This window comes from Amycolatopsis sp. NPDC088138 (assembly GCF_044741685.1).
In the GTDB taxonomy this organism is placed as follows: domain Bacteria; phylum Actinomycetota; class Actinomycetes; order Mycobacteriales; family Pseudonocardiaceae; genus Amycolatopsis.
In genome coordinates, this window is sequence record NZ_JBIUTB010000001.1 from 1,608,970 (window position 1) to 1,633,306 (window position 24,337).

At 73.1% G+C, this 24,337-nt stretch carries 25 protein-coding genes; 9 read left to right on the forward strand and 16 right to left on the reverse strand.

Going from position 1 to position 24,337, the window contains the following annotated elements; translation table 11 throughout:
* Window positions 1-69 precede the first annotated feature (69 nt).
* On the forward strand, window positions 70-861 hold the full coding sequence (locus tag ACIOD2_RS07290) for an IclR family transcriptional regulator (RefSeq protein WP_400535308.1): 792 nt from the start codon (window positions 70-72) through the stop codon (window positions 859-861).
* Window positions 851-1,861 carry a serine hydrolase domain-containing protein gene (locus ACIOD2_RS07295; protein ID WP_400535310.1) on the forward strand — a complete coding sequence of 337 codons (1,011 nt, stop codon included), beginning with the start codon at window positions 851-853 and terminating at the stop codon, window positions 1,859-1,861. The genes ACIOD2_RS07290 and ACIOD2_RS07295 overlap by 11 nt, the downstream gene beginning before the upstream one ends.
* A gap of 278 nt (window positions 1,862-2,139) precedes the next feature.
* On the opposite strand, the gene ACIOD2_RS07300 is transcribed toward ACIOD2_RS07295, so the two are convergent.
* A complete protein-coding gene (locus tag ACIOD2_RS07300; protein ID WP_400535312.1) occupies window positions 2,140-2,700 on the reverse strand; it encodes a TetR/AcrR family transcriptional regulator in 561 nt (186 codons plus the stop codon).
* Window positions 2,701-2,737: 37 nt separating this feature from the next.
* On the opposite strand from ACIOD2_RS07300, the gene ACIOD2_RS07305 reads away from it, so the two are divergent.
* On the forward strand, window positions 2,738-3,787 hold the full coding sequence (locus ACIOD2_RS07305; RefSeq protein ID WP_400535314.1) for an epoxide hydrolase family protein: 1,050 nt from the start codon (window positions 2,738-2,740) through the stop codon (window positions 3,785-3,787).
* Here the strand turns inward: ACIOD2_RS07305 and ACIOD2_RS07310 are convergent.
* Window positions 3,762-4,724, reverse strand: a complete 963-nt coding sequence (locus ACIOD2_RS07310) for an Lrp/AsnC family transcriptional regulator (RefSeq protein ID WP_400535316.1) — start codon at window positions 4,722-4,724, stop codon at window positions 3,762-3,764. The genes ACIOD2_RS07305 and ACIOD2_RS07310 overlap by 26 nt on opposite strands.
* Before the next feature lie 78 nt (window positions 4,725-4,802).
* Between ACIOD2_RS07310 and ACIOD2_RS07315 the strand changes: the two genes are divergently transcribed.
* Together ACIOD2_RS07315 and ACIOD2_RS07320 are read left to right on the forward strand one after the other, a co-directional pair.
* On the forward strand, window positions 4,803-5,708 hold the full coding sequence (locus ACIOD2_RS07315; RefSeq protein WP_400535317.1) for an NADP-dependent oxidoreductase: 906 nt from the start codon (window positions 4,803-4,805) through the stop codon (window positions 5,706-5,708).
* A gap of 26 nt (window positions 5,709-5,734) precedes the next feature.
* Window positions 5,735-6,037: an antibiotic biosynthesis monooxygenase family protein gene (locus ACIOD2_RS07320; RefSeq protein WP_400535319.1), complete on the forward strand. Its 303-nt coding sequence runs from the start codon at window positions 5,735-5,737 to the stop codon at window positions 6,035-6,037.
* Window positions 6,038-7,043: 1,006 nt separating this feature from the next.
* Here ACIOD2_RS07320 and ACIOD2_RS07325 read toward each other — a convergent pair.
* A complete protein-coding gene (locus ACIOD2_RS07325) occupies window positions 7,044-8,186 on the reverse strand; it encodes an AraC family transcriptional regulator (protein ID WP_400535321.1) in 1,143 nt (380 codons plus the stop codon).
* An 83-nt stretch (window positions 8,187-8,269) separates the two neighbouring features.
* On the opposite strand from ACIOD2_RS07325, the gene ACIOD2_RS07330 reads away from it, so the two are divergent.
* On the forward strand, window positions 8,270-9,103 hold the full coding sequence (locus ACIOD2_RS07330) for an NAD(P)H-binding protein (protein WP_400535323.1): 834 nt from the start codon (window positions 8,270-8,272) through the stop codon (window positions 9,101-9,103).
* Window positions 9,104-9,241: 138 nt separating this feature from the next.
* Here ACIOD2_RS07330 and ACIOD2_RS07335 read toward each other — a convergent pair whose 3' ends face one another.
* A complete protein-coding gene (locus ACIOD2_RS07335) occupies window positions 9,242-9,889 on the reverse strand; it encodes a class I SAM-dependent methyltransferase (protein ID WP_400535325.1) in 648 nt (215 codons plus the stop codon).
* Between the two features lie 133 nt (window positions 9,890-10,022).
* On the opposite strand from ACIOD2_RS07335, the gene ACIOD2_RS07340 reads away from it, so the two are divergent.
* Complete coding sequence (locus ACIOD2_RS07340; RefSeq protein WP_400535326.1) at window positions 10,023-11,054, forward strand: alpha/beta fold hydrolase; 1,032 nt, start codon at window positions 10,023-10,025, stop codon at window positions 11,052-11,054.
* A 5-nt stretch (window positions 11,055-11,059) separates the two neighbouring features.
* On the opposite strand, the gene ACIOD2_RS07345 is transcribed toward ACIOD2_RS07340, so the two are convergent.
* The 8 genes from ACIOD2_RS07345 to ACIOD2_RS07380 all read right to left on the reverse strand — a co-directional run bounded on the left by ACIOD2_RS07345 (window position 11,060) and on the right by ACIOD2_RS07380 (window position 20,471).
* Window positions 11,060-11,806, reverse strand: a complete 747-nt coding sequence (locus ACIOD2_RS07345; protein ID WP_400535328.1) for an ATP-binding protein — start codon at window positions 11,804-11,806, stop codon at window positions 11,060-11,062.
* Window positions 11,807-12,040: 234 nt separating this feature from the next.
* Entirely contained in the window at window positions 12,041-12,952 is a 912-nt protein-coding gene (locus ACIOD2_RS07350) for a universal stress protein (protein ID WP_400535330.1), read from the reverse strand.
* A gap of 104 nt (window positions 12,953-13,056) precedes the next feature.
* Window positions 13,057-16,029, reverse strand: coding sequence for a tetratricopeptide repeat protein (locus ACIOD2_RS07355; protein WP_400535331.1), 2,973 nt, complete (start codon window positions 16,027-16,029; stop codon window positions 13,057-13,059).
* A gap of 37 nt (window positions 16,030-16,066) precedes the next feature.
* Window positions 16,067-16,447 (reverse strand): hypothetical protein, encoded by a 381-nt coding sequence (locus ACIOD2_RS07360; RefSeq protein WP_400535333.1) that lies wholly within the window; start codon window positions 16,445-16,447, stop codon window positions 16,067-16,069.
* A gap of 22 nt (window positions 16,448-16,469) precedes the next feature.
* Entirely contained in the window at window positions 16,470-17,675 is a 1,206-nt protein-coding gene (locus tag ACIOD2_RS07365; protein ID WP_400535335.1) for a PucR family transcriptional regulator, read from the reverse strand.
* A 26-nt stretch (window positions 17,676-17,701) separates the two neighbouring features.
* The gene (locus tag ACIOD2_RS07370) at window positions 17,702-18,418 is read right to left on the reverse strand and encodes an alpha/beta fold hydrolase (protein ID WP_400535337.1); all 717 of its coding nucleotides are present in this window, start codon (window positions 18,416-18,418) and stop codon (window positions 17,702-17,704) included.
* A gap of 134 nt (window positions 18,419-18,552) precedes the next feature.
* Entirely contained in the window at window positions 18,553-19,542 is a 990-nt protein-coding gene (locus tag ACIOD2_RS07375; RefSeq protein WP_400535339.1) for an LLM class flavin-dependent oxidoreductase, read from the reverse strand.
* 26 nt (window positions 19,543-19,568) lie between these two features.
* Window positions 19,569-20,471 (reverse strand): SMP-30/gluconolactonase/LRE family protein, encoded by a 903-nt coding sequence (locus ACIOD2_RS07380; RefSeq protein WP_400535341.1) that lies wholly within the window; start codon window positions 20,469-20,471, stop codon window positions 19,569-19,571.
* Window positions 20,472-20,588: 117 nt separating this feature from the next.
* Between ACIOD2_RS07380 and ACIOD2_RS07385 the strand changes: the two genes are divergently transcribed.
* Window positions 20,589-21,269 (forward strand): TetR/AcrR family transcriptional regulator, encoded by a 681-nt coding sequence (locus tag ACIOD2_RS07385; RefSeq protein ID WP_400535343.1) that lies wholly within the window; start codon window positions 20,589-20,591, stop codon window positions 21,267-21,269.
* Window positions 21,270-21,279: 10 nt separating this feature from the next.
* Here the strand turns inward: ACIOD2_RS07385 and ACIOD2_RS07390 are convergent, their stop codons facing one another.
* From ACIOD2_RS07390 to ACIOD2_RS07405, 4 genes are read right to left on the reverse strand one after another with little or no spacing between them, the layout of a single operon-like run.
* Window positions 21,280-21,732 carry a VOC family protein gene (locus ACIOD2_RS07390; protein ID WP_400535345.1) on the reverse strand — a complete coding sequence of 151 codons (453 nt, stop codon included), beginning with the start codon at window positions 21,730-21,732 and terminating at the stop codon, window positions 21,280-21,282.
* Window positions 21,725-22,228 (reverse strand): SRPBCC family protein, encoded by a 504-nt coding sequence (locus ACIOD2_RS07395; protein WP_400535347.1) that lies wholly within the window; start codon window positions 22,226-22,228, stop codon window positions 21,725-21,727. Before ACIOD2_RS07395 ends, ACIOD2_RS07390 begins: the two co-directional genes overlap by 8 nt.
* Complete coding sequence (locus tag ACIOD2_RS07400) at window positions 22,225-22,551, reverse strand: ArsR/SmtB family transcription factor (RefSeq protein ID WP_400535348.1); 327 nt, start codon at window positions 22,549-22,551, stop codon at window positions 22,225-22,227. The genes ACIOD2_RS07395 and ACIOD2_RS07400 overlap by 4 nt, the downstream gene beginning before the upstream one ends.
* Before the next feature lie 56 nt (window positions 22,552-22,607).
* Window positions 22,608-23,597, reverse strand: coding sequence for a helix-turn-helix transcriptional regulator (locus tag ACIOD2_RS07405; RefSeq protein ID WP_400535350.1), 990 nt, complete (start codon window positions 23,595-23,597; stop codon window positions 22,608-22,610).
* Window positions 23,598-23,709: 112 nt separating this feature from the next.
* On the opposite strand from ACIOD2_RS07405, the gene ACIOD2_RS07410 reads away from it, so the two are divergent.
* On the forward strand, window positions 23,710-24,162 hold the full coding sequence (locus ACIOD2_RS07410) for a VOC family protein (RefSeq protein WP_400535352.1): 453 nt from the start codon (window positions 23,710-23,712) through the stop codon (window positions 24,160-24,162).
* The last annotated feature ends 175 nt before the right edge of the window (window positions 24,163-24,337 follow it).

Below are 24,337 nucleotides of genomic sequence, written 5' to 3' on the forward strand. Positions count from 1 at the left end.
ACCACCTATCTTCCGTCTAGTGAAACGCCGTTCCGTCACATGGAACGCGATTGCGCTAAGGTAGGCGGCGTGAACAACGCTGTCAACACTTCGCCCGGCAGTTCCCGGGGTGCGGTCGAGAAGGCCCTGGAGGTGCTCGCCACCCTCTCCGGCCCCGGTGGCCCGCACCGGCTCGCCGACCTCGCGCAGGCCTGTGACCTGCCGAAACCGACCGTGCACCGGATGCTGCAGACGTTCACCGAGGCCGGGTACGCGATCGGCACGGGCAGCGGGCGATACACGGTCGGGCCGCGGTTGCTGGGCCTTTCGGCGGCGGCTTTGACGAGCACGCGCCCGCTGCGGCCGGTGCTGGCCGACCTGCAGCGGCGTAGCGGGCACACGGTGCACTACGCGGTGCGCCACGCGGACCGGGCGGTTTACGTCGAGAAGCTCGAGCCGGACCAGGCCTACCGGCTCAACACCCGGCCCGGCGGCGAGGTGCCGCTGTACTGCACCGCGGTGGGCCGCGCGATCCTGTCGCGCCTGCCCGAAGCCGAGGTCGCCGCGGTGCTCGCCGCGCCACTGGCCGCCCGCACGGCCAAGACCCTGACCGACCCGGCGGCGATCCGGCGGGAGCTGACCACTGTGGACAGTGCTGGCTACGTAGTGGACGACGAGCAGTTCGAAGCGCACGTGCGCTGCCTCGGCGCCCCGGTGCTGGACGCCGAGGGTGCTGTGGTGGGCGCGGTGAGCGTCTCGGGGCTGACGTTCACCCTGCAGGAGTCCAGCTTCGACGTCCTCGGCCCGCTGGTCGCCGAGGCGGCGAACCGGCTCTCGGCGGTGCTCGCCGGGGCGACGCTGCGAGCGGTCGATGCTCGCTGAACTCCTGGCGCGGGCCCGGGAAGAGCGGGTGTTCTCCGCGGCCGCCTGGTCGGTCGGCACCGCCGACGGCGTCCTGTCACGGGGCGTCCTGGGCACGCGCTGGTGGGACGGCCCGCCGGCCGGCGAGACGAGCCGCTGGGACCTGGCGTCGGTGACCAAACCGGTGGTCGCCATCGTCGTGGCGGCCCTGGCCGAGCGCGGCGCGCTGTCCTTCGACGACCCGCTCCCCCGCCACCTGCCGTCCTACGCGGGCACCGACAAGGCGTCGATCACGGTGCGGCAGCTGCTCACCCACACCTCGGGCCTGCCGGGCGGCACGCCGCTGTGGCGCACCCACCGCACGCGGGAGTCGCTCCTCGAAGCGATCCGGACGACACCCCTGCCCGTCGCACCCGGCAGCCGGGTGGAGTACTCGTCGCAGGGCTTCATCCTGCTGGGCCTCATCGCGTCGGCTGCCGCCGGAAAGCCGCTGGACGACCTGGTCGCCGAGTACGTGACAACGCCGGCGGGCCTGCGGGACACCGGTTTCGGCCCGGTGCCCGACGCGGTGGCCACCGAAGACTGCGGTTGGCGCGGCCATGTGGTGACCGGACAGGTGCACGACGAGAACGCGGTGGTGCTGGACGGGATCTGCGGCCACGCCGGGCTGTTCGCCACACTGGCCGACGTCGAACGCCTGGGCCGGGTCCTGGCCGGCGGCGCGGCACCGCTGCTGAAACCGGCCACGCACGCCGAGATGATCACCAACCACACGGCGGTCCTGCGCCGGGGCCTCGGCTGGCAGGGACTCGACGTACCCGGCTCCCCGGTGGGCGTCGCGCTCGAGCCGGACTCGTACGGGCACACCGGGTTCACCGGCACGAGCCTCTGGGTGGAGCCGCGCCGCGGGCGGTACTACGTGCTGCTGACCAACCGCGTCCACCCGACCCGCACGTCGAACGCCATCACCGAGGTACGCCGGCAGTTCCACGACGCCGCGGTCCGGCTTCCGCGGCAGTGAACGCTCACCCGTCGGCGAGACGCTGAATGGCGGCACCCATCCATGCCTGGAGGTCGGCGCGATCGCCGAACCCGGCGACGGGTCGACCGTCAGCACGAAGGGCGTCGAACGCCATCACCGAGATACGGCAGACCTTCCACGACGCCGCGGTCCGGCTTCCTCCGCGGTGATGGCTCACCCGTCGACAAGGCGCTCGATCGTGGCACTCAGCCAGGTCTGAAGACGGGCGCGATCGCCGGAACTTCCACGACGCCGCGGTCCGGCTTCCCCGGCGGTGATCACCCGTCGGCGAGGCGCTGGATCGTGGCGCTCAACCAGGCCTGAAGCCCATCGCGATCACCCAGTTCGGCACGCAGCACCCGGCGGCGGGTCGACACTCCCAGCACGAAGGCGTCGATCGCCGCGGCTCGGTTGCGGGCCTCCGCGTCGTCCAGGCCGCTGTCGTGCAGGTAGCGGTGCAGCGGCTCCAGCGAGTTGGCGTCCAGGAATTCGGCCAGCGCCTCCGCCGCTTCCGGGCGTTCGCCGGACGCTCGTTGCAGCACCAGCAGCGGGTCCTCCCCCGGCTCGCCGAACCAGCGCTCGACGATGCTCGCCGCGAGACGCGCACCCAGCGCGGAACGGTCGCCGTCGAAGGAGGTCGAGACCGGGATCTCCACCCGGGTCGCCGCCAGGAAAAGGCCGTCCTTGCCGCCGAAGTAGCGCGTGATGAGGTTGGGCGACACCCCGGCGGCGTCGGCCACGCCCTTGACCGTGATCGCCGTGTACCCGTGCCGGGCGAACTGGCGCCGCGCGTGCTCCAGGATGCGCTGCCTGGTGGCCGCGGCGTTGCGCGAAGTCATGTGTACGAGCATACACATCATGTGTATCGTCGTACACATGATGGACGAACTGCGAGAACGCCTCCGGCGCACCAGGCGTGTCCCGACCCCCTGGGACGACGACAGCACACGCGGCATCACGGGCTCCCACCTCGACGACCTGCTGCGGCACTGGGCCGGCGAGTACGACTGGGACACCCACGAACGCCGCATCAAAGCTCTCCCCTGGGCGACGGTGCGGGCCGGCGGCACCGAGCTGCGGGTGATCCACCAGCGGTCCGCCGATCCCGGTGCCCCGGTCGTCGTGCTCCTGCACGGCTGGCCGGACTCGGTGCTGCGCTTCGAGCGCGTCCTGCCCCTGCTCACCGACGTGCACGTGGTGGTGCCCGCGCTGCCGGGCTTCCCGTTCGCGCCCCCGCTCACCACGGCCGGCATGTCGGTCAACCGGATCGCGGCGATCGTCGCGGACGCCCTGGCCGAGCTCGGCTACGCGCGGTACACCGTGTCCGGCGGCGACGTCGGAGGCACCGTCGCGGAGATCCTCGCCGCCGAGCACCCGGACCGGGTGGCCGCCCTGCACCTCACGAACGTCGCGCCACTGCGTGCGCTCACGGCCGACCCGGCGAAGCTCCCCTCGGACGCCGCGGCCTACCTCGCCCGGTCGGCGCAGTGGTTCCGCAGCGAGGGCGGGTACATCGCCGAGCAGTCGACGCGGCCCAGCACCCTCGCCGTCGCCCTCGGCGACTCGCCCGCCGGCCTCGCGGCGTGGATCGCCGAGAAGCTGGAATCCTGGTCCGACGGGCCGGCGTTCACCCCGGACGAGCTGCTCACCTGGGTCTCCGCCTACTGGTTCACCGGCACGATCGGCACGTCGTTCGCCACGTACACCGAACCGGGCACGCTGACCGGCCGGGTCGAGACGCCGACCGTGCTGTCGGTGTTCCCGCACGACCTCAAACCCGAGCCGCGCAGCTACGCCGAGGCGTTCCTGAACGTGCGCGAGTACGTGCAACACCCGGCCGGCGGGCACTTCGCGGCCTGGGAACAACCCGCGGCCTACGCCGCCGACCTCCACTTGGCCCTCAAGGCCGGCGGCCGGCGCGCTTGACGACCCGGATCACCGGCGCGGTCTGCACCTCACCCAGGTGCGGCAGCGCGCCGAGCCGCTCGACGAGGTACCGGTACAGATCCCGGTCGTCGCGGCAGGTGACCGAGACGAGCAGGTTGGCCGGCCCGGTGGTGGCGGCGCAGAAGGCGACTTCGGGATGGGCGGCGACGGCGGCGCCGGTCTCCGCCAGGTGGGCGAGCGGCACGCCGGCCCACACGTGCGCCTGCGTGTGGAAGCCCAGTGCGGCGGCGTTGACGTCGAGGTCGAACCGCAGCAGGCCGGACGCGCGCAGTGCGTGGATCCGGCGCGCGACGGTCGATTCCGACCAGCCGGTCACGGCCGCGAGTGCGGGGTACGGCAGCCGCCCGTCCACGGCGAGCGCGTCCAGCAGGGGCCGATCGGCGTCGGCAGGTTCGGAACCGGCGGTGTCGTAGTGCGGCCGGAGGGCCGCGATCTGGCCGGCGGTGAGCGGCGCCGGTCCTTCGAAGCCGTGCCGGGCGGTGCTGAAGACGTTCAGCACGCTGTGCGCCGTGACGGACACCACCGGCGCGGTGCGGTGCAGGCGTTGCAGGATCAGCTCGTCGCGTTCGCCGGCGGACCAGGTCCGCAGGCTCGCGCTGATCTCGGTACCGCCGGAGAGCAGCGCGACCCACCGGGTGTCGTCGCGCCGGGCGAGCGCCTCGCCGACCCGCAGGGCGGAGCCGGGCTCGCACCGCATGCGCACGACCCATTCGGCGCCGTCCAGCCGCTGGGGGTCGGCGATGCCGACCAGGTTGATCACCTTGGTGTCCCGCAGCCGCGCGTAGCGCCGGGCGACGGTCCGGTCGGACACCCCGAGCACGTCGCCGATCCGGGAGAACGGCGCCCGGGCGTCGAGGTGCAGGGCGTGCAGCAGCTTCCGGTCGACCTCGTCCAGGGTGACTGAATCCCGCTCCATGACTCCCACTATGTCGGATTCTTGCAATCACGGCGGATCCAGGTCGGAACCCGGCTTACGGCGGTGATCCTCATACCCATGAAGGCTGTGCGATTCGCCCGCTACGGCGGCCCGGAGGTCCTGGAGCTCGTCGACGTCGATGCCCCGCACGCGCAAGCGGGTCAGGTGCGCATCACTGTGCGCGCCGCGGGCGTGAACGGGCTGGAATGGAAGCTCCGCCAGGGTTTGCTCCGGGACGTCCGGCCGCTGCGGCTGCCGGCCGGGGTCGGCGGGGACGCCGCCGGGATCGTCGACGAGGTCGGCGACGACGTCACGGACGTCCGGGTCGGCGACGCCGTTTTCGGCTCGGGACAGGAGACCTACGCCGAGCACGCCGTGCTCACCTCGTGGACGCCGAAACCGCCGGGAGTGTCCTTCGAAGAAGCGGCCGGCTACGCCACGCCGTTCGAGACCGCGCTACGCGTCCTCGACGACGCCGGCGTGCGCGAGGGGCACACCGTTCTGGTCAACGGAGCCGGCGGCGGTGTCGGGTCGGCCGCGGTCCAGTTCGCCGTCGATCGCGGCGCCACCGTCATCGGGGTTGCCGGTCCGTCCAATCAGGACTATCTCGTCTCGCTGGGCGCGGTGCCCACCACCTACGGTCCCGGCCTCGTGGAGCGGGTCCGCGCGCTCGCGCCGGCCGGCGTCGACGCCGCCGTGGACGTCGCCGGCTCCGGCGTCATCGCCGAACTCGCCGCGCTGACCGGCGATCCGGGCCGCGTCGTGTCGATCGCCGACTTCGGCGCCCCCACCCACGGCGCCCGGGTGTCCACCGGGTTCGGGCGGGACAAGACACCCGCGCTCCGCGAAGGCGCCCGCCTGGCCGCCGCCGGCCGCCTCACCCTGCCCGTCACCCGGACCTTCCCGCTCGCGCAGGCCGGGTCTGCCCAAGCCGCGAGCGCGACCGGCCACGTCCGCGGCCGCCTCATCGTCACCGTGCCCTGACCGGCCCGTCCAGGAGAGGACCTGCCATGCCCATCACCCTCATCAACAGCTTCACCGTGCCACCGGAAAGCGAAGAGGAGTTCCTTGAGACCTGGCGCAGCACCATCGACCACTTCGCGACCGCGCCCGGGTTCATCCAGACCCGCCTGCACCGCAACACCGGCCTGAACGACACGACCTTCCAGTTCGTCAACATCGCGCTGTGGGAGGACGTCGAGTCCTACCGCGCCGTCTTCCGGGACTTCACCCCGGCCGGGCAGCGTGTCCCCGGCGTGAAGGCGTATCCCGGCTTGTTCGAGGTGTACGCGGAGGTCGATCCGGCCGAGTAGCCGGGCCGAGAGGGACCGGGCCGGAGGGGCCGGGAATCATCTACCCATGCCCACCTCCTCACCTCGGGCGCGGGTCCAGCGGACCGAACGCTGGTTCCTCCGGCGCGGGACCCCGACGATGATCGCCGGGTACGGCTTCACCGAGCACGTCCTGCCCCGGATGCTGCCCGCGCTGGTCTTCGTCACGCTCGCGAGCCTCGCCTGGCTCGTCCCGCTCAAGACCGCCGGCTCGGGCCGGTGGGTCCTGCTCGGTGTCGTCGTCGCCGTGACCCTCGCGGCCTGGGTGACGATCTCGCTGTTCGTCCGGCGCCTCCCCCGTTTCTCCCACGCCGCGACCATCACCATCCTGGTCACCTACGCCGCGATGCCGGTCGCCGTCCCCCTGCTGCAGCTCGCCTTCGACGGCGCCATCACCCTTCCGGGCGCCCGCGCGCTGGGCGTGCTCGCCTTCCTCGTGTTCTTCGCCGCCGTCTTCGCGGCCACCTACCTCGCCACCACCTACGGCTTCGGCACCCTCGTGCGCCAAGCCGTCAAACAGGCGGTCACCGACCTCCGCAACAGCGTGCAGGTCCTCGGCCGGGCGCTGCCGGTCCTGCTCTTCGTCACCCTGTTCCTCTTCTTCACCGGCGAGCTGTGGCAGCTGATGAACCAGCTCGCCTGGTGGCGCCTCACCCTGGTCGTCGCCCTCTTCGGCGCGGTGACCGTCCTCGCCGCGGCCGCCCGCCTCCGCGAGGAGATCGGCCGGGTCGAACAGGACTTCAGCCCGCCCATGCTGACCGCCGCCTGCGCCGGCACCCCGCTCGCCGCCGTCACCATCGACGGGCCCATCCGCGCGGTCAGCCTCAACGGACGCCAGAAACGCAACCTGCTGCTGGTGCTCGCCACCCGCCAGCTCGTCCAGGCCGCGGTCATCGGCCTCGCCCTGTTCGCCTTCTTCGTGCTCCTCGGCGTGATCATCGTGACCCCCGCCGCGGCCGAACAGTGGATCGGCTCGGCGCCGGCGATCTCACCGTTGCTCCCCGGCGTCCCGGTCGCCCTGCTGCGCAACGCCACCCTGCTCGCCGGATTCGGCAGCATGTACTTCGCGGTCACGTCGATGAGCGACTCCGAGCACCGCAAGCAGTTCTTCGCCCCGATCATCGACGAGATCGAGCGCACCCTCGCCGTCCGCGCCGTCTACCTCACCCTCGACACGAGCACCGTCACCCCGTGACGGCAACCGGCGGCGCCACGCGGAAGGGGTCTCCCCGCGAGCGCGCTTGAACGCGACGCTGAAGGCGAACGCGTCGTCGTAGCCGACCTGGCGGGCGATGACCGCGACCGTGTCACCGGTGTCGCGCAACGCGTCCGCGGCCAGCGTCATCCGCCAGTCCGTGAGGTACGTCAAGGGCGGCCGGCCCACCGCCGCGCGGAACCGGGCCGCGAACGCGGCTCGCGAGAGCCCGGCTTCGGCGGCCAGCGCGGCCACGGTCCAGCGGCGCGCCGGCTCTTCGTGGAGCGCGCGCAGGGCACGGCCGAGGTGCCGGTCGGCCAGCGCGTGGTACCAGCCGGGCGGCGCCTCGCCCGCGGTGGCGCTCCACGCCCGCAGCGCCAGCACGAGCACCAGGTCCAGCAGCCGGTGGAGCACGGCGTCCTGCCCCGGTTCGTCGCGGGCGGCTTCGGCGGTGAGCAGCGCGAGCGCCGCGCCGGTGCGCTCCCCGGCGGGGACGAACACCACCGGCGGCAGCAGCTCCAGCAACCGCTCCCCCACGTCGCCGTGAAGGGCGCAGGTCCCCCGGACCAGCGTGGTGGCCCCGGGCAGGCCGTCACCGTAGGTCCGGGGGCCGATGCGCTGCCGGGCGGCCGATCCCGCCTCGCCGAGGACGCGCTTGCGCCCGTCCGCGATCACGACCTGGGCCGGGGTCTCCGCGCTGTCCGCGACGGTGTACCCGCCCGCGCCCTTGACCAGAGCGAGACTGCCCGCCGGGAGCACCCGTTCGCGGCCGCCGAACCGCAGGTGAGCGGGACCGCCCAGCGACGCGAGCAAGGTGATCAGCCCCGGCTCGGCGGACTCGGCGAAGGTCAGCGACCAGGGCGGCCGCCGGACGAGCTGCCGCACCTCGGTCGTGCCGGCCCGGGCCCGGCGCAACAGGTCGCTCAAGACGTCCACAAGCGCGCAGATTAGACGATCACAAAGCTTCCGGCGACCAATTCCCATGGATCGTCTCATCGGGGTCGGCTTCGATCAGCACCATGACGACCATCCTCATCCTCGGCGGCACCGGCAAGACCGGCCGCCGCGTCGCCTGCCACCTGCGCCGCGCGGGCCACCCGGTGCGGACGGCGGCGCGCACCGGCGGCGACGTCCCGTTCGACCTCGGCGAGCCCGCGACCTGGGCACCCGCCCTCGACGGCGCCGTCGCCGCGTACGTCGTCGAACCGGCGCTGCAGACCGGCGCGGGCCGGGCGCGCATCCGCCGGTTCGCCGAAGCCGCGGTCGCGGCCGGTGCCCAGCGGCTCGTCCTGCTGTCCGCACCGGCCGCCGGCCGGCCCGAGCATCCGCTCCACGACGCCGAGCAGGCGGTCCGCGAGAGCGGCGCCGGGTGGACCGTCCTGCGGCCGAACTGGTTCGCGCAGAACTTCTGCGAAAGCTTCTGGCGCGCGGGAATCCTCGACGGCACCCTGTACCTGCCGACCGGTGACGGGCGCACGCCGTTCATCGACGCCGAAGACATCGCCGAGGTCGCCGCCGCGGCCCTGACCGGCGACCGGCACGACGGCCGGACCTACGAGCTCACCGGCCCGCGCGCCCTCGGCTTCGGCGAAGCCGCAGGCTTGATCGGCGCGGCCACGGGCCGAGCCGTCCGGCACGTCGACATCACCCCGGAGACGTTCACCGAACGCCAGATCGCCGCCGGTGTCGCGCCCGAGACCGCGCGCCTGCTCGCCGGGGTGCTCACTCAAGTCCGCGAAGGCGGCCTGGGCACAACGCCGACCGGCGACGTCGAACTGGCTCTCGGCCGGCCGCCGCGGCGGTTCGAGGACTACGTCACCGACGCCGCCGCCTCGGGACGGTGGCGCCCCTAGGCAACGCAGAACGTCCCGCGCCGCACCAGGTCTTGCCACCATTCCGCCTCGGAGATTCGAGGACCACGCCGGGACTGTCACCCGGCAGCCGGCAGAACCACAGACCTGGCCCGGTGTGACGCGGGCGCGCGAATCGCGTCAACGGGTGGGTGTCGCCGTCCCGATGATCAGCGGGTGCACCACCGAAGGCATCCCGCGCCAGCGGGCCGTGCTCAGGTCCTCGATGTCGAACCGCTGCTTGACGAGCGCGACCGTGTCGCGGTCGCAGCGGCAGCCCTGCGCGAACGCCGCCCACGGCCCCGCCATGCGGGTCTGCCTCCGCGCCAGCTTCGGGTCCTCGGCGCGCACGTGCTCGCAGAACAGCAGCCGCCCGCCGGGGCGCAGCACCCGCACCAGCTCGGCCAGCACCCGGTCGACGTCGGGCACCGTGCAGAGGACCAGCGTCGAGACGACCGTGTCGACGCTGGCGTCCGCCATCGGCAGCGCGTCGGCCGCGGCCTGCACCGGCCGCATCCCGGCGCGCCCTCGCACGCGCTTCTCGAGCCGCCGGTACATCGCCGGGACGGGCTCGGTCAGCACGACCTCCGCCGCCTCCGGGTAGTGCCGGACGTTGAGCCCGGTTCCCGCCCCGATCTCGACCACCCGTCCGTGCGCGCCCCGCAGCAGCTCCGCGCGCCGGCCGGCCAGGCCCTGCCGCTCCCCCCGGCGCAGGAACGGCTCGTACAGCGCCGCCCCGAACCGTTCCCAGAGCCCGTCCTGCGCCCCCACGCTGTCCCCTCCGGCCATCGTTCCTCCTCCTCATCGCTGGTACGACGCAGCACATCAGCCGCCGCCCGCCTGCCGCATCGCCCGCTCGTGCCATTCCGGGTGCTGGCCGGAACGGGCCACGCCGGCTCGTGCACCGGCCTAAGCTGGGGAAATGCCGGGGCAAGACCAGATGGTGCGGTTCACCGCCGCGGGCGATCGCGCGGTCGCCTGGTCCGCCGTCGGCGCGGGCCCGCCGCTGGTCGTCGGCAGCTGGTGGTGCGGGCACCTCGAACTGGACGGGCGGAACCCGCTGTTCCGACGGTTCGGCGGGCTGCTCGGCGACCGGTTCACGCTGGTGCGCTACGACCGGCCCGGCGTCGGCATGTCCGACCCGGCCGGGCCCCTGATCACCTCGCTCGCCGAAGAAGTGGCCGCGTTGAGCGCCGTCGTCGACGCGGCCGGGGAGAAGGTGAGCCTGTTCGGCGGTTCGTCCGGGGGCTGCGCCGCGATGGCGTACGCGGCGGCCCACCCGGACCGCGTGGAGCGGCTCGTCCTGTACGGCAGCTACGCCCGCGGCACCGAGATCGCCTCGGCGGAAGCGCGGGATTCCTTGCCGGCGCTCATCGAACGCCACTGGGGTCTGGGCTCCCGGATCCTCGCCGACCTGTTCCTGCCGACCGCGACCGCGGCGGAGCGCGACGAGTTCGTGCGTTTCCAGCGCGCCGCCCTGTCCGCGGAGAAGGCGGCGCGCTCGCTCGCGGCGGTGTACGCGTTCGACGTCCGGGACCAGCTGGCCACGATCGAGGTCCCCACCCTCGTCCTGCACCGCCGCGACGACCGCGCGATCCCGTTCGCGCTGGGCCAGGACGTCGCCGCCCGCATCCCGGGCGCCACGTTCGTCCCGCTCGACGGAACCGACCACCTGCCCTGGCGCGGGGACGCGGAATCGCTCGTCCGCCCGGTGCGGGAGTTCCTCGGCGCCGGCCGGGCTCGCCTGCCGTCCTCGCCGCGCCACGAGCTCTCCGAACGCGAGCTCGACGTGCTCCGCCTGGTCGCGCAGGGGTTGAGCGATCAGGAGATCGCGCACCGGCTCGGGATCAGCGCCCACACGGCACACCGCCACGTGTCGAACATCCGCGGCAAGCTGGGGGTGTCGTCACGAGCGGCGGCCGCCGCGCACGCCGCCACCGCCGGACTGCTTTGAGGCGATCAGTTCGCCGAATGCCGGAGCACGGCCCAGACGATCTTGCCGCCCGACTGCCGCGGCGACCAGCCCGCGGCGTGCGCCAGGTGCGCGACGAGCCGGAGACCACTGCGCGGCTCCGGCAGCTTCCGGTCCGGCCGGGGCAGCACCACCGCACGAGAATCGTCGTCGGCGACCGCGACGGTGAGCCGTCCCAGCCGCAGCTCCAGGCGCAGCCGGGCCGGCGAGCGCGCGTGTTCGGCGGCGTTCGCCACCAGCTCACCCGCCACCGTGACCGCCGGGGCCGTCATCGGCTCGATGCTCCAGTTGCCGCAGGTGTCCGTGACGAACGGCGCCGCGGCACCCACGCTGCGCGGTGACGCCGGCAACCACAGCTCGGTCCGGCGACGCGGTGGCGGCTCACCCAAACTCGCCAGCGCATCGAGCACGGTGGGCCGGACCGAGACGAAGCGCCGCAGCGGACCGTGGCGTGAAAGCGCCTCGTGCGCCGGTCCGGGGACCACCACCAACGCCACCGTCGACCACTGCGAAATCCGCAGCCACACCGCGACGAACACGCTCGTCAGCCGGTCTTGGGCGATCTCGAGCTCCTCGAGATCGACGATCACCGCACGAGGCTGGTCGGCGGCGCACTTGAGCAGTACGTCACGCAGCACCCCGTAGGTACCGATGTTCAGCACACCGGACAGGCGAACGATCGTCGTCCCCTGCAACTCGGACAGTTCCCAGTCGAGCGGGCTGTCCGCATCCATGCCGTAGCTCGCCACCTCTGCCTGGTAGAGCCCGGATCGCGCTCCGCCGTGATCACTTGTTCCCACGGCGCAAGCAGAAACCCCAACGCTACGTGCGGATCAGCCGACCGTGGTGGTGAACACCACGGATTCACTCGATCCGGCGGCAACGACAGTCGGATTGCTTCTTTGCGTAACACTCAGCCGCATCAATTGGAGTAACGAAACCCGTCCGCGGAGACCGTCCTTAATGGACTACAAGGTGTCGGCGTCCGGCCGCGTCCCGCCTCGGGCGACCAGCACCGGGCAGAGCGCGTAGGACATCACCGCCTGGCTGGTCGATCCCAGTGCCAGTGCGGCCAGTCCGCTCCGGCCGCGACTGCCCACCACGAGCAGCTGCGCCCGGTCGGCCAGGTCGAGCAGGGCCTGGGCCGGCCGGCCTCGCTGGACCAGGCGCTCGACGTGGACGTCCGGGTACTGCTCCTGCCAGCCGGCCAGGCGCTCGTCGAGCAGCTCGTGCGCCGACTGCTCGATCGCGTCGCCGTCCATCGTCCGGCGGCCCTCTTCGAAGAGCCCGGCCAGGAACGTGTCGTGCCAGGCGTGGACGGCGACCAGTGGCGCACCCCGCCACGACGCCTCGTCGAACGCCACCGCGATCGCGTCCTCGCTCGCCGGGGTGCCGTCGACGCCGACGATCACCGGGCCTTCGGCCGGCGGCTCGTCTTCGGCGACGTGCGGGCGGATCAGCGCGACCGGGCACTCCGCGTGCGCGGCCAGCGCCAGCGACGCCGAGCCGAGCAGCACCCGCGCGGCCGTCGACTGGCCGGACGTGCCGAGCACGATCATCGCCGCGGTCGCCGACTCGGCGAGCAGGCCCTCGGCCGGCTGTTCCGGGCGAAGCACCACTTCGGGTTTCACCTCCGGCGCGACCTCGGCCACGGCGGCCCGGGCCGCCTCGAGCAGCCGCTGCCCGCGTGCCCCGACCAGTTCGTAGAGCTCTTCGAAGTTCCCGCCGGTGTGCGGGTAGGCCACCGGCAGTTCCTCGGTGGCGTGCACCAGCCTGAGCCCGCGACGGCGCGCCGCGGCGGCCCGCGCCGCCCAGCGGACCGCCGTCAGCGCCCCGTCCGATCCGTCGACTCCGACCACCAGGTCCGCCGAGCTCGCCATCCGAATGCCTGCCTCTCCGTGTCCGGGACGGACGTCCGAGCCCGAGTAAAGCACCGAACGCCGCCCGCGGCGCGAGGATCACGGCCCCCGGAGGAGTGATCGGCCTATCCCGGTTCGTCCAGGCGCAGCGGGAGCGGAAAGGCCTTCTCCATGGACTGCCGTTGCAGCCAAGCGGACAGTTCGCGGTACCGTGCGCCGAATCGCTGCGGATCCTGCCGGGCGCACAGTCTCCACAGCACCACGGCTTCCTGCCACGAGGCCAGCGCCTCGGCGGATCGGCCGGACCGCGCCAGGCTGACCCCGAGATTGGTCAAGGATCCGGCGAGGTCGGCGCGATAGCGGTCGGGTTCCGCGGCCGTCAGCTCCCGCCGGATCGCCGTCGTCTCCTCGTGCGTGGCCACCGACTCCGAGTTCCGGCCCAGGTCGTGCAGGCTGACCCCGAGGTCGTTGAGTGACCGGGCGAGGTCGGGGCGGTACCGGCCGGGATCGACGGCGACCAGCTCCCGCCAGAGCCCGGCGGCTTCCGCTTGCGCGGTCACCGATTCCGACGCCCGGCCCGCCGAGCGCAGGCAGATCCCGAGGTTCGTCAGGGATCGGGCGCACTCGACGCGGTAGCGGCGGGGATCGGCGGCGACCAGCTCCCGCCAGATCCCCGTCGCCTTCGCCTGCAACACCACCGACTCCGGGGCCCGGGCGGACTCCTCCAGGCCGGCACCGAGGTTGTTGAGGGATGTGGCGAGGTCGGGGCGGTGGCGGCCGGGATCGGCGGCGGCCAGCTCCTGCCGGATCTTCACCGCCTCTTCGAACACGGGCACGGCCTCCACGGCCCGGCCCAGGGTCCGCAGGCTGTTCCCGAGATTGTTGAGCGACAAGGCCAGGTCGGAGCGGTAGCGGCCGGGATCGGCCGCGTCCAGCTCCCGGTAGAGCCCGATCGATTCCAGCTGCAGGGGCACCGCCTCCGGCGCCCGGCCCGCGCGGTGCAGGCTGCCTCCGAGATTGTTGAGGCACGTGGCGAGATCGGCTCGGTGACGGCCGGGATCGGCCGCGGCCAGCTCCCGCCAGACCCCCATCGCCTCCGCCAGCACGGCCAGGCCCTCCCCCTGCCCACGGCCGGCCTCCCCCAGCGCGTTCCCGAGGTTACCGAGGCACCGGGCCAAATCGGGGCGGTACCGGTCCGGATCAACGGCGACCAGCTGCCGCCGCAACTCCACCGCCTCGGTGTGCACGGGGACGGCCTCCGGTGCGCGGCCCAAGTCGGTCAGCCCGCTCCCGAGGGTGGCGAGGGCTTGGGCGAGCTCGGGGCGGTAGCGGCCGGGATCGGCGGCGTCCAGCTCCCGATAGAGCCCGACCGCCTCCGTCACGACGGGCAGCGCCTCCGGTACCCGGCCCAGGCCCCGCAAGGACATCCCCAGGTTGGTCAGGGCTTCGGCAAGGACCTCGTGGTTCCGGCCGGGTTCACCGGCCGGCGGTTCCCGTCGCCGGCGCACGCGCAGAGTCCATTGGGCACACAACGCGTGGGGAAAGCTGTCCCACGACAGCCGGGGCGCCAGCAACGCGTCGATCTGATCGTGCGGGGCGTCCAGCATGACCGCTTCCAGGCCGCGGTCGAGCGCCGGTGACACCACCCCGTGGTCCAGTACCACCGGTACGGTACGCCCGGCCAGCTCCGGATACCGCCGCAGAAGCTGCCACAACACCGGCAGCCACCGCGGGAACGAGCCGCAGGCCCGCGCCACCACCGCCGTCGCCGACACCACCGTCTCCGGGTCCAGCCCGGAAAAATGCGCGAAGACCGTTTCGGCGGTCTGCAGCAGCAGCCATTCCCCCACCAGATGCGGACGCACCTCGATCCGGCCGTCCGGGCCGACCGGGTAGCGGGTGCACGCCCAGCCGGCCAGCGCCGCCCGGTCAGGCCGTGCCCCCTCGCCGGCGAGGGGTGCCAACGCCCGCAACCACTCCGCGGCCTGCCCCGGATCCGAGGCGGGCAGCAGCGCCAGTACCCCGACCACCTGGGCCGGCACCTCGGGTCGGGTGTCCCACCCGGACGGCAGCCGCGGATCCCGCGCCCACCGCTGCCGCTCCGTGCCCGCCAGCTCCACCACGACGTCGTCCAGTCCGAGGGTGCGGGCACCGGGCCGGTCGAGCACGGTCAGCAGCGCCCGGGCCTGCAGCACCAGCATGGCGTCCCCGTCGTGGCCGACCGGCGCGGTGCCCGGCACGTCCGGACGCGGCAGGTCCAGCGCGTGCGCGTAGTGGCGGACGGCCTCGACGTACCAGCGTTGCCGGTCCTCCGCGTCGCCGACCGCGGGCAGCTCCAGCACCGGTGCCCGCAACACCGGACCCAGCGCGGTGTCCGGGTCGTCCCGCAACCGGGTGCGCAGGGCGTCACCGTCACGGCTGGTGAGCACCACCCGGATCCGGTCCGGTTCGGCGGCCGCGCGCTGCAGGAACCCGGCCAGCCCGGCGATCCGGTCGGCGTCCTCGATCACCAGCAGCGCCGGCTGTGCGCAGGCCAGCACCCGCCCGACCACCTCGTCGAGACGGCCGGTGTCCGGTCTCCCGGCGAACCAGCCTTCGGGCAGGTGGTGCCGGGCCAGCTCCAGCACCAGGCGGGACTTGCCGATCCCGCCGGGCCCGGACACGATGCGCACCACATCCGTACCGGACTCGGCGGCGCACCACCGGGCCAGTTCCCGGCGCGGCCCCGACCGGCCCCACAGCGGGCCGGGGCAGAACCGGGCGTCGAGCCAGAACAGCACCCCACCCGGATCACCCGTTCCGCCGGCCCAGCCCGCTCCCTCGGCCGAGCGGCCCGGGTCGGGCCAGGACGGGTCCATCAGCTCGCCCCGCGCGGCGAAGAGGTCGGCGGTGCGGGCGCGAGTGGTCCGAGCCAGGTCCGCCAGGGCGAGGCCGAGCAAGGCCAGTACCAGTACCGCGCCGCCGGCGATCCAGCCCCACCCCGGCGTACTGGTCGCCACGTTGGTGGCCACGCCCAGCGCCGCGGAGGCGAGCACCGTCGCGAACACGGACCAGAACCGGTGGCCTCGCCACCACTGACCGCGCACCGCCGTCGCCATGCACCGTTAGTCGCCGGGACGAGGACCGCTGTTAACGCTACGAGTCGTCGTCGGGCAGGACGGTGTCCGGTGGGTATACCCACGTGATGCCCAGCGATCCCAGGCCGCGCTCCACGAGGTCCTGCCGGATCTGGTGGGTCGTGCAGCCGCCGTAGACCAGGTGGGTCAGGTGCACGGTGTCCGCGTCCGGCCCGGGCACGGCGACGAGGCTGAGGACGCCGTCGCCGTAGTCGTAGTGCCTGACCTGTTCGCCGGGGCTCGCGTACTCCGCTTCGATCGTGGCTTCGTAGTCGCCGCGCCCGCCCTGGATCAGGGTCTCGAACAGCTCGTCGACGAGCGCCTTGACCTGCGGCGGGTGATCGATGTGGTGCGTGATCAGCGTGCTCCGCCGCCAGCTGCCGTCGCCGTGTGTGGTCACGGGGTGTCCTTCCTGTCGGTCGTCACGGCGCGATGCCCAGCAACGCCGCCTCCAGCGCGATCAGGATCTCCGCGGTCGCCTTCGGGTCGCTCAGCGAACGGCCGGTGGCCGACTCGATCCGGCGCAGGCGGTGGCGGACGGTGTTGGGGTGGCAGAACAGCACTTCCGCCGCGCTCGACGCCGATCCCCCATTGTCCCGCCACGCGGCCAGGGTTTCGAGCAGGACCTTGCTCTGCTCGGCGGGCAGCTCGAGGATCGGGCCGAGCACGGCCTGCCGGACCCGCTGCATCGCGTCGGGCGCGCTGACCGCCGCCACGGCGAGGGGAAAGTCGTCGAACATCGTGACGTGCGGGGTGCCGGCGACGGTGCTCGCCAGTGCGATGCGCGCGAAGCGCAGCGCGGCCGCCGTCTCCGTCAGGGCCGGGTACGGCGGGCTGACGCCGATCCGGCTGCGCGCCGACGCCGTCAGGGTCGACCTGAGCGGCCCCAGGCCGGCGTCGTTCTCGAACCGGACGATCCCGATCTGCGCGTCCGGCAGCAGCCGCCAGGCCGACCCGATCCGGCGCGCCCGCAAGCGGTTCTCGATGCCGGGCAGCGCTTCCTGGGCCAGCTGCACCGATTCCGCCGCGACCACGACAAAAGGCCCGCGCTTGGGCAGGCGAAGCACGTCCGCGACGTCCCAGACGGACGTCTCGTGCAGCGGCCGTCCCTCCAGGAGGGCGCCGACCAACGCCGACCGCTCACCCTCGTTCCGCAGCACCAGGGCCATCGTCGTCTCGCGGTGCGCGGCGGCCATCTCTTCGGCGAAGGTGTCGTGGGCGGACCAGAGGTCGGAGGCCGCGTCCACCAGCGCCTGGTTGGAGACCTGCTGCTGCGCCCGGGCGTGCAGCACGAGGCTGTGCCAGATCTGGCTGAACAGGACGCGGAACGCCGCCATGACCACCGCCAGCGGCACCCCCTGCTCGGCTCGCCGGGCCCCGGTCGTCCGGGCGGCCGCGACGTCGGCGAACCGGTCCTCGCGCAACGACTTGAGGACGTACTCGAGGTTGCCCCGCACGGACAGCCTGAGGTCCTCGCCCGAAACGACGCCGCGCGTGGAGTAGAACTCGACGCGGGCTTCGATCGCCGACGCGATCTCGTCCGCGAACTCGTCGATGGTGCCGAGCAGCCGGCCGGCGAGGGCCACGAGCGCCGGATCCGGCCCGCCCGTGGCCTCGCGTCCCGTCACCGGAGCAGCCTAATGCTTGCCGCGCCTCAGATGCCGGCGGCGGCGACGATCAGATCGATCGTCTCGGCCGGTTGGCTGATCATCGCGACGTGCGACGCGGCGACCTCCACCGTGTGCGCACCGGCGCGCTTCGCCATGACCCGCTCGGCCTCCGGCGGGATCGTGGCGTCGTCGGCGGCCACGAGGTACCAGCTCGGGATGGCCCGCCAGCCGGGCACCCCGGACGGCGTGGACAGGCACGAGAGCGCGAACCCGCGCTGGGCGACGCCCATGAAGGCGGCGAGGTCGGCGTCCAGGTCGGCGCAGAACAACCGGTGGAAGAACGCCAGGTCGATGTAGCCGTCGGCGTCACCGTCGGGCGCACCCGGGTAGGGGCGCCGGACCAGGCGCTGCCCGAGCTCGGTCGTCCCGCCGCCCAGCGCGAAGGACTCGAGCAACGTCTCGCCCTCGTCCGGCGCGAACGCGGCGACGTAGACCAGCGCCCGTACGTTCGGGGCACCCGTGCTCGCGTTGGTGATCACGCAGCCGCCGTACGAGTGGCCGACGAGCACGACGTCGCCCTCGATCACCGACACGAAGTCCCGGACGTACGCGGCGTCGGCGGCGACCCCGCGCAGCGGGTTGGCCGGGGCGAGGACCGGGAACCCGCGCTCGCGCAGGCCGACGGCGACCGCCTGCCAGCCCGAAGCGTCGGCGAACGCGCCGTGGACCAGGACGACGGTGGGTAGTGCGGAAGCGGTCATGATCAGCCTCGTTCCGGTGCGGGGAAAGGTTTTCCGCGCTCCACGGTGCGGCAGGACGCCCGTTCGCGCGATGTTCCCGGTCAACCGGAATGAGGCTCTTCGTTGTCCGTCCGGACAAGGCCTTGCCGCCGCGGCTAGCTCTTCGCGGCGTCGAGGAAGTTCTCCAGCTCGGCCCGGATGTCGGGCCCGCAGGGCTGGAACACGATCTCGGTGACACCCCGGGCCTCGACCTCGTCGAGCCGCTGCCGGAGTTCGTCGCGCGTTCCGCTCATCGTGACGTCCCGCAGCATCGTGTGGCCGCCGGCCTTCCACGCGGCCTGGTCGGCCTCCCCCAGATCCACGCAGTGCCGGGAGTGGACCGCGAGGTGCCGCCGCTCCGGCGGCGTCCGCTCCACCACGTCCATCCACTCCGCACCGCCCGGGAGTGCGCGCACGGCGTCGGCGCCGCCGAACTCGTAGGCGCCGTGATAGGCCAGCGCCCAGCCCGGTCCGGCGGCCTGGCGGGCGTGCTCGGTGTCGGTGCCCTCTCCCTCGCCGAGCACCGTGCCCCACACGAGATAGGGCACCCACGAGTACTCGTTCACGAACTCGGGCAGCTGCAGCGTGACGTACAGCCCGTCGCCGAGCTCCTTGGCCACACGATGTCCCTTGGGTCCCAGCGCCCCGATCAGGACGGGGACGTCGATGGGCCGGGCGGGGGCGTGCCCTTCCGGGTGCAGCATCCGCATCTGCGCCCCTTCCCACTCGACGACCTCGCCGCGCAGAAGTCCGCGGTAGGCCCGGATGTAAGCCTCCATGTAGGACCAGGTGATCGCGCGGTACCCCATCGCGCGGCGGCCGGTGAACCCGGTGCCGAAGGAGACCGCGACGCGGCCGGGCGCCAGCGCGGCGAGGGTGGCGGTCGCCGCGGCGTTGACCATCGGGTGCCGCAGGCTGGGCACCAGCACGCCGGGGGCGAGCCCGATCCGCTCGGTCCGCTCGGCGGCCAGTGCGAGCGTCATCCACACGTCGGTGCTCTGCTGAGGGGTGTCGTAGACCCACGCCCGGGTGTAGCCCAGCTCTTCGGCCAGCGCGATGTGGTCCGGGGAGTCGAGTGCGGTCGGGAAAGCGCAGGAGACGTCCATGACGGCCCTCCAGGGTGCTCGTCGGATCAGGGCAGGCCGGCGTGCGGGACCTCGACGTCGACCGAGAGGAGCTGGGCCTCGCGGACCGGACGGCGTTCGTGCTCGGGGAAGGACGGCGCCGCGCAGAGGAACAGCGTGCGGCCGTCGTCACCGCCGAGCATGCAGGCGAAGACCCCGGTGCCGGGGTTGATCTCGTCGAGGATCCGGCCGCCCTCCTGGACCCGGAGGACGCGGTTGTGGACGGCGTCGGCCACCCAGATCGCGCCCTCGGCGTCGGCGCAGATGCCGTCGGGGGCCACCTCGAGCAGCTGCACCGCCTCGCCGACGTCGTCGGTCCGCGGGGTCTCCCCGAACTGCGCCCACACGCGCCGCCCGCTCAGCTCGCCGTCCTCGCCGATGTCGAAGGCGGTCAGCCGCCCGGCGAAGGTCTCGGCGACGACCAGGACGTTGCCGGGCAGGAGAACCATGCCGTTGGGGAACCCGAGGTCCTCGGCGGCGACGGAGACGCTCCCGTCCGGGTCGACGCGGGTGAGCGTGGTGTAGCGGACCGCGGCGCCGCCCATGAGGTCGAAGCCGAAGTTGCCCACCCAGGCGCGTCCGCGGTCGTCGACGACCATGTCGTTGAGCACCCCGGAGACCACACCGGACAGGTCGGCGTGCTCGGTCAGCTGCCCGGACTCGTCGCGCACGAGGAGACGGTGGTCGCGCATCGACACCACGAGCAGGCGCCCGTCGGGCAGGAACCCGAGGCCCGAGGGCTGCTGGGGAACCTCGGCGACGACCTCGGTGCCGCCCCGGCCGTCGATCGCCACGACCTTCTCGGTGTAGAAGTCCGACACCCACAGCCGCCCGTCGTGCCACCTCGGGCATTCGAGGTAGGAGAAACCGTCGGCTACGACCGTTGGCTGCCTGGTCGCGGGCTGTCCCATCGCGACACTCCTCACGTCTTCGTCGACGTCGTGGTTTCGGCTAACTGAGCGCACAGTTACCATGACTCCGGGGCCGGGAGGTGTCAAGTCCGGGCCCCGGCGGAGGGGAGAGCACTGATGCCACCGAAGGAGCGCCGTCGCGGCGGCGGCCGGCACCCGGCGTCGGCCGCGATGGAGCTCACGACGAACCTCGGACCCGAAACGGTCCCCGGCGAGTTCTGGGGAGAGCACACCTCCCCGGTGGCTCGCGCGCTGCTCTCCTCGGCGGTGCAATGCTTCGCCCGCAAGGGTTTCCACGCCACCACCACCCGCGACATCACCGCCGTCGTCGGCCTCAGTCCCGGTTCGCTGTACGTGCACTTCTCTTCAAAGGAGGCCGTGCTGTTCCACATCGCCCGGACCGGGCACGAGCGTGCCCTCGCGGCGCTGACAGCCCAGCAAGACGACGGCGACCCCCGGCGGCACCTCCGGCGCTTGGTGGCCGGGCACGTGTCGTGGCACGCCCGCCACCACACCGTCGCGAGGGTCTGCCAGTACGAGCTGGCGGCGCTCGAACCGGATCACCTCGGTGAGGTTCTCGACCTCAGGCAGCGGTTCTCCGCGCTGGTGCAGGCCGCCGTGGAACGCGGAGTCCAGGACGGCGTCTTCGACGTGCCCGACGTCGACCGGACGGTGCGCGCGATCCTGTCGCTCGGCATCGACCTGGTGCGCTGGTACCGCCTCGACGGCGCGGACTCCCCCGACGCCCTCGGCGAGTCGTACGCCGAGCTCGCCGCCCGGATGGTCGGCTCCGGTTGACGCCGCGGCGTCACCGCCAGGGCATGTGCTGCAGGCACCAGGTGTTGCCGTCCGGGTCGGCGAAGTACGCGTACAGCACGCCACCCATGTCTTCGACGGCCCCGATCTCGACACCACGCTCGACGAGCTGGGCGCGTGCCTGCTCGATGTCGGCGACCACCAGGTGCAGCCCGCGCACCGTGCCCGGGGACATGACCATGGCCTGCACACCCTCGGTGAGGGAGATCGAACAGGCCGAACCGGGCGGGGTGAGCTGGACGATGCGCACGCCGTCCACCGGGCGGACGTCCACGTCGAGGGCGAAACCGAGGGCGTCCCGGTAAAAACCGATGGCGCGGTCGATGTCCGTGACCGGCACGGGGACGAGTTCGAGCAGGAGCGCGCCGGGGAGCACGGGCGGGTGGCCGGGATCGCCGACGACGGCCGTGGCGTCGGCGGGGATTTCGGTGACGGGGTCAGTCATGAGCGTCTCGTTTCTCGTGGTCTTTCTCAGGGTCCAGCAAGGAAGCGAGGCGGTCGTACGCCTCGCCGGCGCCGCGCCGCATCGGGCTGCGCACGACCTGGTCGCGGATTTCCGGTGACGGGTACTGCGCGGTGACGGTCATCGTGGTGTGGCCGCCCGTCTCGGCCAGCACGGTCGTGATCAGCGCGGCGCCTTCGGGCCAGCCGCGGTGGGTCTCGGTCTGCACGAGACGCACGGGCGGCTCGACTTCGCGGAACACGCCGTACATCTCCATTTCCGCGCCGCCGGGACCGACGCTGACGAACCGCCACGCGCCTTCGGGGCGCAGGTCGACGTCGCAGGCGGTCAGGTGCCAGCCGTGGGCGCCGTGCCAGCGGCGCAGCAGTTCGGGCCGGGTGAGCGCGGCGAAAACCAGGTCGGCCGGGGCGGCGAAGTCCCGGGTGAGCACGAGCCCGGCGGTGCCCGTCTCGGTGACCTGAAGTCCCGGGGCCGTCATGGCTGCAGGTCCTTCAGGAGGTCGTCGAGCTGCTGGTAGCTGGCTTCCCAGTAGTCGCGGTAGCCGGCCAGCCAGGCCGTGGCCGCCTTGAGCGGCTCGGCCACGAGGTGGCAGGGCCGCCGCTGGGCGTCCCGGCCGCGTTTCACCAGCCCGGCCCGTTCGAGCACCCGGAGGTGTTTCGACACGGCGGGCTGGCTCATCGCGAAGGGGGCCGCGAGCTCGGTGACGGTCGCGTCGCCGGTCGCGAGCCGCGCGAGGATGGCCCGCCGCGTGGGGTCGGCGAGGGCCGCGAAGGTCGCGTCCAGGGTGCTGCTCGTGCTCATTGATAACCTCTCGGTTTCATAACCAAGTGGTTTATATCCGCAGGCCGCGGGGTTTGTCAACGGGCACGAGCGGCGCGGGCGGCGCGACGGGACAGCTCCGCGAACGCCGCACGCAGCTCCAGCGGCCCGATCACCTCGATCTCGGCGTCGAAGCGGGCCAGCCCCGCCGCGAGGGCGGCCCAGGACCAGGCCCCCGACGTCAGCCTGGTCCGGGTGGGGCCGAGTGCCTCGACGACACCGTCACCGGCGAACGGGGCCACCTCCGCCACCGGCCGGTCGAGGATCACCTCGCCGCGGCACGGCCAGGCGTCCGCGCTCTCGGAACCCTTGAACCGGGCCGAAAGGAACGCGGCCACGTCACCGCCCGGCACTTCGCGGGGGCCGAACCGCGGCCCGTTCGGCACCCGCGGTGTCATCCGGTCGGCGCGGTAGGTCCGCCAGTCCTCGCGGTCGGGATCCCAGCCGACGACGTACCAGCGCCCGGCCCGCACCACCAGGTGGTGGGGCTGCACGCGGCGGGGCGGGCCCGGCTCGGCGTCCTCGGGCCGTCCCGGCGAGCGGTAGTCGAACCGCAGCTCCTCCCCCGCGCGGACCGCGGCGCTCAGCGTGAGCAGCACCCCGGTGTCGACCTGGGGATCGGCGGTGCGCCCGGCCGCGCTGACCTCGAGGGCGTCGACGCGCTGCCGCAGCCGCGACGGCAGCACCTGCCGCACCGTAGCCAGGGCCCGCGCGGCGGCCTCCTCGATGCCCGCGCCCGTGCCGACCGCGATCCGCAGCGCCACGGTGAGCGCCACCGCCTGCTCCTCGTCGAACAGCAACGGCGGCATCTGACTGCCCGCTTCGAGCCGGTAGCCGCCGTCGGGACCCTTGACCGCCTGGACGGGATAACCCAGCTCGCGCAACCGGTCGACGTCGCGGCGCACCGTCCGCTCGCTGACCCCCAGCCGCTCGGCGAGCAGGCCGCCCGGCCAGTCGCGGCGGGCCTGCAGCATGGACAGCAGCGACAGCAGCCGGCTGGAGGTGGACGTCGAAGCGGCGATCGGCATGGTTCCACCATGACACAAGTAGCGGACGTTCCCTGTCCGGTACTGCTGACATCGTCGGTCTCAACGCCGGAGACCTCCGGCACCAGGAACCACTCGCGAAGGACCGGAACACATGTCGCTCAACGCTGTCACCCACCTGAACTTCCACGGCCAGGCCCGCGAAGCCCTGGAGTTCTACCAGTCGGTGTTCGGCGGCCAGCTCACCGTCGCCACCTACGGCGACTTCGGGATGCCCGCCGAGGTGCCCGGCGCCGACCGTGTCGTCTTCGGCCAGGTCGTCGCCGACAACGGCTTCCGGGTCATGGCCTACGACGTGCCCGGCGAGCACACGCCGGCGACCCCGGGCGCGCCCACCACGCACCGCGAAAACGGCACCACGATCACGAAGGAGCCGTTCTTCCTCTCCGTCCGCGGCGAGAGCGTCGACGAGGTCACGCCCGTGTGGGACGGCCTCGCCAAGGGCGCGACCGTGATCGAAGAGTTCGGCCCGGCCCCGTGGGCACCCGCCTTCGGGATGCTCGCCGACCGCTTCGGCGTCACCTGGATCGTCGACGTCGCGGCCTGACCCTTCCCCCCGAGGAGTGGGGGGGGGGCCGGCCCCCCCCCCCCCCCCCCCCCCCCCCCCCCCCCCCCCCCCCCCCCCCCCCCCCCCGCCCCGCCCGATAGGCTACAGAGCCGGGCGTCCACACGAGTGATCTTCGGAACTCGCACGCCCTCGGCGGCGGCGCGCGCGGCGGCGG